The organism is Citrobacter sp. CK206 (genome assembly GCF_030333125.1).
In the GTDB taxonomy this organism is placed as follows: Bacteria; Pseudomonadota; Gammaproteobacteria; order Enterobacterales; family Enterobacteriaceae; genus Citrobacter_B; species Citrobacter_B koseri.
Genome location: NZ_JAOWGM010000024.1, coordinates 22711 through 28924, shown reverse-complemented (window position 1 = coordinate 28924; position 6214 = coordinate 22711). Strand labels below are relative to the sequence as shown.

Genomic DNA, 6214 nt, shown 5'->3' with positions numbered 1-6214 from the left:
GCATTCGACCAGATCGATAACGCGCCGGAAGAAAAAGCTCGTGGTATCACCATCAACACTTCTCACGTTGAATACGACACCCCGACTCGCCACTACGCGCACGTAGACTGCCCGGGCCACGCCGACTATGTTAAAAACATGATCACCGGTGCTGCGCAGATGGACGGCGCGATCCTGGTTGTTGCTGCGACTGACGGCCCGATGCCGCAGACCCGTGAGCACATCCTGCTGGGTCGTCAGGTAGGCGTTCCGTACATCATCGTGTTCCTGAACAAATGCGACATGGTTGATGACGAAGAGCTGCTGGAACTGGTTGAGATGGAAGTGCGTGAACTGCTGTCTCAGTACGATTTCCCGGGCGACGACACGCCGATCGTTCGTGGTTCTGCTCTGAAAGCGCTGGAAGGCGAAGCTGAGTGGGAAGCGAAAATCATCGAACTGGCTGGCTACCTGGATTCTTACATCCCGGAACCAGAGCGTGCGATTGACAAGCCGTTCCTGCTGCCGATCGAAGACGTATTCTCCATCTCCGGTCGTGGTACCGTTGTTACCGGTCGTGTAGAGCGCGGTATCATCAAAGTGGGCGAAGAAGTTGAAATCGTTGGTATCAAAGAGACTGCGAAGTCTACCTGTACTGGCGTTGAAATGTTCCGCAAACTGCTGGACGAAGGCCGTGCTGGTGAGAACGTAGGTGTTCTGCTGCGTGGTATCAAACGTGAAGAAATCGAACGTGGTCAGGTACTGGCTAAGCCGGGCACCATCAAGCCGCACACCAAGTTCGAATCTGAAGTGTACATTCTGTCCAAAGACGAAGGCGGCCGTCATACTCCGTTCTTCAAAGGCTACCGTCCGCAGTTCTACTTCCGTACAACTGACGTGACTGGCACCATCGAACTGCCGGAAGGCGTAGAGATGGTAATGCCGGGCGACAACATCAAAATGGTTGTTACCCTGATCCACCCGATCGCGATGGACGACGGTCTGCGTTTCGCAATCCGTGAAGGCGGCCGTACCGTTGGCGCGGGCGTTGTTGCTAAAGTAATGAGCTAATTATTTAATAATTAGTTCTGCACTTAAAAAGGGCGCTTCGGTGCCCTTTTTGCTGTCTGTCATATCTACCTGCTATATAAAGAGTGTCATATTTAGTCGCATTTTTTATTCCTCTCCCTGCACACAAACGTATTTGTGCTATTGTAATCATAACTATTCTCATTTACACTTTGCGCAGAAATTGAACGGGAGCGATCATGTACGTTTGTTTGTGTAATGGTGTAAGTGATAAAAAAATTCGTCAGGCTGTTCGTCAGTTTCACCCTCAATCTTTCCAACAATTACGTAAGTTTATTCCTGTTGGAAATCAATGCGGTAAGTGCGTCCGGGCGGCGCGTGAAGTGATGCAGGATGAGTTAATGCAAATGCCGGAGTTTAAAGAAATCGCCTGAGTCACATTCTTTTTTTTGACATCCTTGTAGCCCCATCTACGCTCTAAGAGTGGAAGCGGAGGGACTATAAAATGAAAGGTGATGTTAAAATCATAAATTATCTCAATAAACTATTGGGAAATGAGCTTGTCGCAATCAATCAGTACTTTCTCCATGCCCGTATGTTTAAAAACTGGGGGCTCACTCGTCTGAATGACGTCGAATACCATGAATCCATCGATGAAATGAAACACGCTGATAAATATATCGAGCGTATTTTATTTCTTGAGGGTATCCCAAACTTGCAGGATCTTGGCAAGCTGGGCATTGGTGAAGATGTCGAAGAGATGTTGCAGTCAGATCTCCGTCTGGAACTGGAAGGAGCGAAGGATCTACGTGAAGCCATAGCCTACGCCGACAGCGTTCATGATTACGTTAGCCGGGACATGATGATTGAGATCCTGACAGATGAAGAAGGGCATATCGACTGGCTTGAGACGGAGCTGGATCTGATTGCAAAAATTGGTCTACAGAATTACCTGCAATCGCAGATTAAAGTGGACGATTAACTCCCCGACAGCAGTGTTTTCCAGCCAATGATAAAACCCGCAGCCGCCAGAAATGGCCCGAACGGCAGCGGGTTTTTTAATGCCCCTTTCCCGTTTATTACGTACATCGCCATCACGTTAATGCTGGCAATAAGCGCGGCCAGAAAGACCAGCAGGGGTAATGACTCCCAACGATGCCAGGCGCCAAGCGCGGCAAGAAATTTGATATCGCCGTACCCGAGCCCTTCTTTGCGATACAGCAGTCGATATCCCCAATAGAGAAGGGCGAACCCGCCGTAACCCGCAATGGCGCCCCAAAGCGCATCTGGCAAATGGTCAGGTAAACAGCACAGGTAATAAAGCAGGCCGCTCCAGAGCAGGGGACAGGTAAGCCGATCGGGCAAGAGTCCTGTTCGCGCGTCATATATCCCGGATAGCGCAGATAATAAGAGGTAGATAATCAGGAAGGGGAGGTCGGGTTGCATCATGTCATCCTCATTAAACGTTGCGCTCACCATCCGTGAAACTCATTTTCCATGCAACGGAGGAATGATGACGTTGCGCAGTGTATTCCGAAGAAAATGCGCAAAACAAAAACGGCACAATGCATGTGCGAAGTTGCTCGCATTACAGACGAAATGATTAATATCTACGCGGCACTTGCGTCAGGCTGAGATTTGCGTATAATGCGCGGGCTTGTCTTAGTTGACGGCAGGTTCGATCTGAACCTTAGGTAGCCGATTTGGTTATCTAACAATGCTCCCAATCGGGGAGCTACGTAAGAACGGTTACACTCTCCCATCAATCGTAATGGGCACGAGGAGTAATCATTTTCGTTTATAAAATAATTGGAGCTCTGGTCTCATGCAGAACCAAAGAATCCGTATCCGCCTGAAAGCGTTTGATCATCGTCTGATCGATCAATCAACCGCGGAAATCGTCGAGACTGCTAAGCGCACTGGTGCGCAAGTCCGTGGTCCGATCCCGCTGCCGACCCGCAAAGAGCGCTTTACCGTTCTGATCTCCCCGCACGTTAACAAAGACGCGCGCGATCAGTACGAAATTCGCACTCACAAGCGTCTGGTTGACATCGTTGAGCCAACCGAGAAAACCGTTGATGCTCTGATGCGTCTGGACCTGGCTGCCGGTGTAGACGTGCAGATCAGCCTGGGTTAATCAGGTCATCGAGCGATTGAGAGGTTGAAACAATGATTGGTTTAGTCGGTAAAAAAGTGGGTATGACCCGCATCTTCACTGAAGATGGCGTCTCTATCCCAGTAACCGTAATCGAAGTTGAAGCAAACCGCGTTACTCAGGTTAAAGATCTGGCTAACGATGGCTACCGCGCTGTTCAGGTTACCACTGGTGCTAAAAAAGCTAACCGTGTAACCAAGCCGGAAGCTGGCCACTTTGCTAAAGCTGGCGTAGAAGCTGGCCGCGGCCTGTGGGAGTTCCGTCTGGCAGAGGGTGAAGAATACACCGTTGGTCAGAGCATTAGCGTTGAACTGTTTGCTGACGTTAAAAAAGTTGACGTAACTGGCACCTCTAAAGGTAAAGGTTTCGCAGGTACCGTTAAGCGCTGGAACTTCCGTACCCAGGACGCTACTCACGGTAACTCCTTGTCTCACCGCGTTCCGGGTTCTATCGGTCAGAACCAGACTCCGGGCAAAGTGTTCAAAGGCAAGAAAATGGCAGGTCAGCTGGGTAACGAACGTGTAACCGTTCAGAGCCTGGACGTAGTACGTGTTGACGCTGAGCGCAACCTGCTGCTGGTTAAAGGTGGTGTTCCGGGTGCAACCGGTTGCGACCTGATCGTTAAACCAGCTGTGAAGGCGTAAGGGGATAGCAATGGAATTAGTATTGAAAGACGCGCAGAGCGCGCTGACTGTTTCCGAAACTACCTTCGGTCGTGATTTCAACGAAGCGCTGGTTCACCAGGTTGTTGTTGCTTATGCAGCTGGTGCTCGTCAGGGCACTCGTGCTCAGAAGACTCGTGCTGAAGTAACTGGTTCCGGTAAAAAACCGTGGCGCCAGAAAGGTACCGGCCGTGCGCGTTCTGGTTCTATCAAGAGCCCGATCTGGCGTTCTGGTGGCGTGACCTTCGCTGCACGTCCGCAGGACCACAGTCAAAAAGTTAACAAGAAGATGTACCGCGGCGCGCTGAAAAGCATTCTGTCCGAACTGGTACGTCAGGATCGTCTGATCGTTGTCGAGAAGTTCTCTGTAGAAGCGCCTAAAACTAAGCTGCTGGCTCAGAAACTGAAAGACATGGCTCTGGAAGATGTGCTGATCATCACCGGTGAGCTGGACGAGAACCTGTTCCTGGCTGCGCGCAACCTGCACAAGGTTGACGTACGCGATGCAACTGGTATCGACCCGGTTAGCCTGATCGCCTTCGACAAAGTCGTAATGACTGCTGATGCTGTTAAGCAAGTTGAGGAGATGCTGGCATGATTCGTGAAGAACGTCTGCTGAAGGTGCTGCGCGCACCGCACGTTTCTGAAAAAGCGTCTACTGCGATGGAAAAAACCAACACCATCGTTCTCAAAGTTGCTAAAGACGCGACCAAAGCAGAAATCAAAGCTGCTGTGCAGAAACTGTTTGAAGTCGAAGTCGAAGTCGTTAACACCCTGGTTGTTAAAGGGAAAGTTAAACGTCACGGACAGCGTATCGGTCGTCGTAGCGACTGGAAAAAAGCTTACGTCACCCTGAAAGAAGGCCAGAATCTGGACTTCGTTGGCGGCGCTGAGTAAGTCGGAGGAGTAATACAATGGCAGTTGTTAAATGTAAACCGACATCTCCGGGTCGTCGCCACGTAGTTAAAGTGGTTAACCCTGAGCTGCACAAGGGCAAACCTTTTGCTCCGTTGCTGGAAAAAAACAGCAAATCCGGTGGTCGTAACAACAATGGCCGTATCACCACTCGTCATATCGGTGGTGGCCACAAGCAGGCATACCGTATTGTTGACTTCAAACGCAACAAAGATGGTATCCCGGCAGTTGTTGAACGTCTTGAGTACGATCCGAACCGTTCCGCGAACATCGCGCTGGTTCTGTACAAAGACGGTGAGCGCCGTTACATCCTGGCCCCTAAAGGCCTGAAAGCTGGCGACCAGATTCAATCTGGCGTTGATGCTGCAATCAAACCAGGCAACACCCTGCCGATGCGCAACATCCCGGTTGGTTCTACTGTTCATAACGTAGAAATGAAACCAGGTAAAGGCGGTCAGCTGGCACGTTCCGCTGGTACTTACGTTCAGATCGTTGCGCGCGATGGTGCTTATGTCACCCTGCGTCTGCGTTCTGGTGAAATGCGTAAAGTCGAAGCAGACTGCCGTGCAACTCTGGGCGAAGTTGGCAATGCTGAGCATATGCTGCGCGTTCTGGGTAAAGCAGGTGCTGCACGCTGGCGTGGTGTTCGTCCGACCGTTCGCGGTACCGCGATGAACCCAGTAGACCACCCACATGGTGGTGGTGAAGGTCGTAACTTTGGTAAGCACCCGGTAACTCCGTGGGGCGTTCAGACCAAAGGTAAGAAGACCCGCAGCAACAAGCGTACTGATAAATTCATCGTACGTCGCCGTAGCAAATAATTTTAGAGGATAAGCCATGCCACGTTCTCTCAAGAAAGGTCCTTTTATTGACCTGCACTTGCTGAAGAAGGTAGAGAAAGCGGTGGAAAGCGGAGACAAGAAGCCCCTGCGCACTTGGTCCCGTCGTTCAACGATCTTTCCTAACATGATCGGTTTGACCATCGCTGTCCATAATGGTCGTCAGCACGTTCCGGTATTTGTAACCGATGAAATGGTCGGTCACAAACTGGGTGAATTCGCACCGACTCGTACTTATCGCGGCCACGCTGCTGATAAAAAAGCGAAGAAGAAATAAGGTAGGAGGAAGAGATGGAAACTATCGCTAAACATCGCCATGCTCGTTCTTCTGCTCAGAAGGTTCGCCTTGTTGCTGACCTGATTCGCGGTAAGAAAGTGTCGCAGGCTCTGGATATTTTGACCTACACCAACAAGAAAGCGGCTGTACTGGTCAAGAAAGTCCTGGAATCTGCCATTGCTAACGCTGAACACAACGATGGCGCTGACATTGACGATCTGAAAGTTACGAAAATTTTCGTAGACGAAGGCCCGAGCATGAAGCGCATTATGCCGCGTGCAAAAGGTCGTGCAGATCGCATCCTGAAGCGCACCAGCCACATTACTGTGGTTGTGTCCGATCGCTGAGACTCTGGAGA

General features: G+C 50.6%; 11 protein-coding genes. 10 read left to right on the top strand and 1 reads right to left on the bottom strand.

Going from position 1 to position 6214, the window contains the following annotated elements; genetic code table 11:
- The 3 genes from tuf to bfr all read left to right on the top strand — a co-directional run.
- Positions 1-1050: elongation factor Tu (gene tuf, locus OGX81_RS09590; protein WP_286470669.1), on the top strand; the 1050-nt coding region annotated here is incomplete at its 5' end.
- Positions 1051-1247: 197 nt separating this feature from the next.
- On the top strand, positions 1248-1442 hold the full coding sequence (gene bfd / locus OGX81_RS09585; RefSeq protein WP_012135433.1) for a bacterioferritin-associated ferredoxin: 195 nt from the start codon (positions 1248-1250) through the stop codon (positions 1440-1442).
- A 71-nt stretch (positions 1443-1513) separates the two neighbouring features.
- A complete protein-coding gene (gene bfr / locus OGX81_RS09580) occupies positions 1514-1990 on the top strand; it encodes a bacterioferritin (RefSeq protein WP_012135432.1) in 477 nt (158 codons plus the stop codon).
- On the opposite strand, the gene OGX81_RS09575 is transcribed toward bfr, so the two are convergent.
- Entirely contained in the window at positions 1987-2454 is a 468-nt protein-coding gene (locus OGX81_RS09575; RefSeq protein WP_024131003.1) for a prepilin peptidase, read from the bottom strand. The genes bfr and OGX81_RS09575 overlap by 4 nt on opposite strands.
- Before the next feature lie 379 nt (positions 2455-2833).
- On the opposite strand from OGX81_RS09575, the gene rpsJ reads away from it, so the two are divergent.
- Genes rpsJ through rplV form a run of 7 tightly spaced genes read left to right on the top strand, consistent with a single transcriptional unit; the run spans position 2834 to position 6203 of the window.
- Positions 2834-3145: a 30S ribosomal protein S10 gene (rpsJ, locus tag OGX81_RS09570; protein ID WP_001181005.1), complete on the top strand. Its 312-nt coding sequence runs from the start codon at positions 2834-2836 to the stop codon at positions 3143-3145.
- 32 nt (positions 3146-3177) lie between these two features.
- Positions 3178-3807: a 50S ribosomal protein L3 gene (rplC, locus tag OGX81_RS09565; protein ID WP_000579837.1), complete on the top strand. Its 630-nt coding sequence runs from the start codon at positions 3178-3180 to the stop codon at positions 3805-3807.
- Positions 3808-3817: 10 nt separating this feature from the next.
- A complete protein-coding gene (rplD, locus tag OGX81_RS09560) occupies positions 3818-4423 on the top strand; it encodes a 50S ribosomal protein L4 (RefSeq protein ID WP_000424395.1) in 606 nt (201 codons plus the stop codon).
- Positions 4420-4722, top strand: coding sequence for a 50S ribosomal protein L23 (gene rplW / locus OGX81_RS09555; RefSeq protein WP_000617546.1), 303 nt, complete (start codon positions 4420-4422; stop codon positions 4720-4722). The genes rplD and rplW overlap by 4 nt, the downstream gene beginning before the upstream one ends.
- A gap of 17 nt (positions 4723-4739) precedes the next feature.
- On the top strand, positions 4740-5561 hold the full coding sequence (gene rplB / locus OGX81_RS09550; protein ID WP_000301864.1) for a 50S ribosomal protein L2: 822 nt from the start codon (positions 4740-4742) through the stop codon (positions 5559-5561).
- A 16-nt stretch (positions 5562-5577) separates the two neighbouring features.
- On the top strand, positions 5578-5856 hold the full coding sequence (gene rpsS / locus OGX81_RS09545; RefSeq protein ID WP_001138117.1) for a 30S ribosomal protein S19: 279 nt from the start codon (positions 5578-5580) through the stop codon (positions 5854-5856).
- A gap of 14 nt (positions 5857-5870) precedes the next feature.
- Complete coding sequence (rplV, locus tag OGX81_RS09540; RefSeq protein WP_000447529.1) at positions 5871-6203, top strand: 50S ribosomal protein L22; 333 nt, start codon at positions 5871-5873, stop codon at positions 6201-6203.
- Positions 6204-6214 lie beyond the last annotated feature (11 nt).

Bases quoted from the DNA above. Each gene is read 5' to 3' on its own strand.
- rplD (WP_000424395.1), top strand. From the start codon at position 3,818: ATGGAATTAGTATTGAAAGACGCGCAGAGCGCGCTGACTGTTTCCGAA.
- rplW (WP_000617546.1), top strand. From the start codon at position 4,420: ATGATTCGTGAAGAACGTCTGCTGAAGGTGCTGCGCGCACCGCACGTT.
- rpsJ (WP_001181005.1), top strand. From the start codon at position 2,834: ATGCAGAACCAAAGAATCCGTATCCGCCTGAAAGCGTTTGATCATCGT.
- rplV (WP_000447529.1), top strand. From the start codon at position 5,871: ATGGAAACTATCGCTAAACATCGCCATGCTCGTTCTTCTGCTCAGAAG.
- rpsS (WP_001138117.1), top strand. From the start codon at position 5,578: ATGCCACGTTCTCTCAAGAAAGGTCCTTTTATTGACCTGCACTTGCTG.
- OGX81_RS09575 (WP_024131003.1), bottom strand. From the start codon at position 2,454: ATGCAACCCGACCTCCCCTTCCTGATTATCTACCTCTTATTATCTGCG.
- rplC (WP_000579837.1), top strand. From the start codon at position 3,178: ATGATTGGTTTAGTCGGTAAAAAAGTGGGTATGACCCGCATCTTCACT.
- bfd (WP_012135433.1), top strand. From the start codon at position 1,248: ATGTACGTTTGTTTGTGTAATGGTGTAAGTGATAAAAAAATTCGTCAG.
- rplB (WP_000301864.1), top strand. From the start codon at position 4,740: ATGGCAGTTGTTAAATGTAAACCGACATCTCCGGGTCGTCGCCACGTA.
- bfr (WP_012135432.1), top strand. From the start codon at position 1,514: ATGAAAGGTGATGTTAAAATCATAAATTATCTCAATAAACTATTGGGA.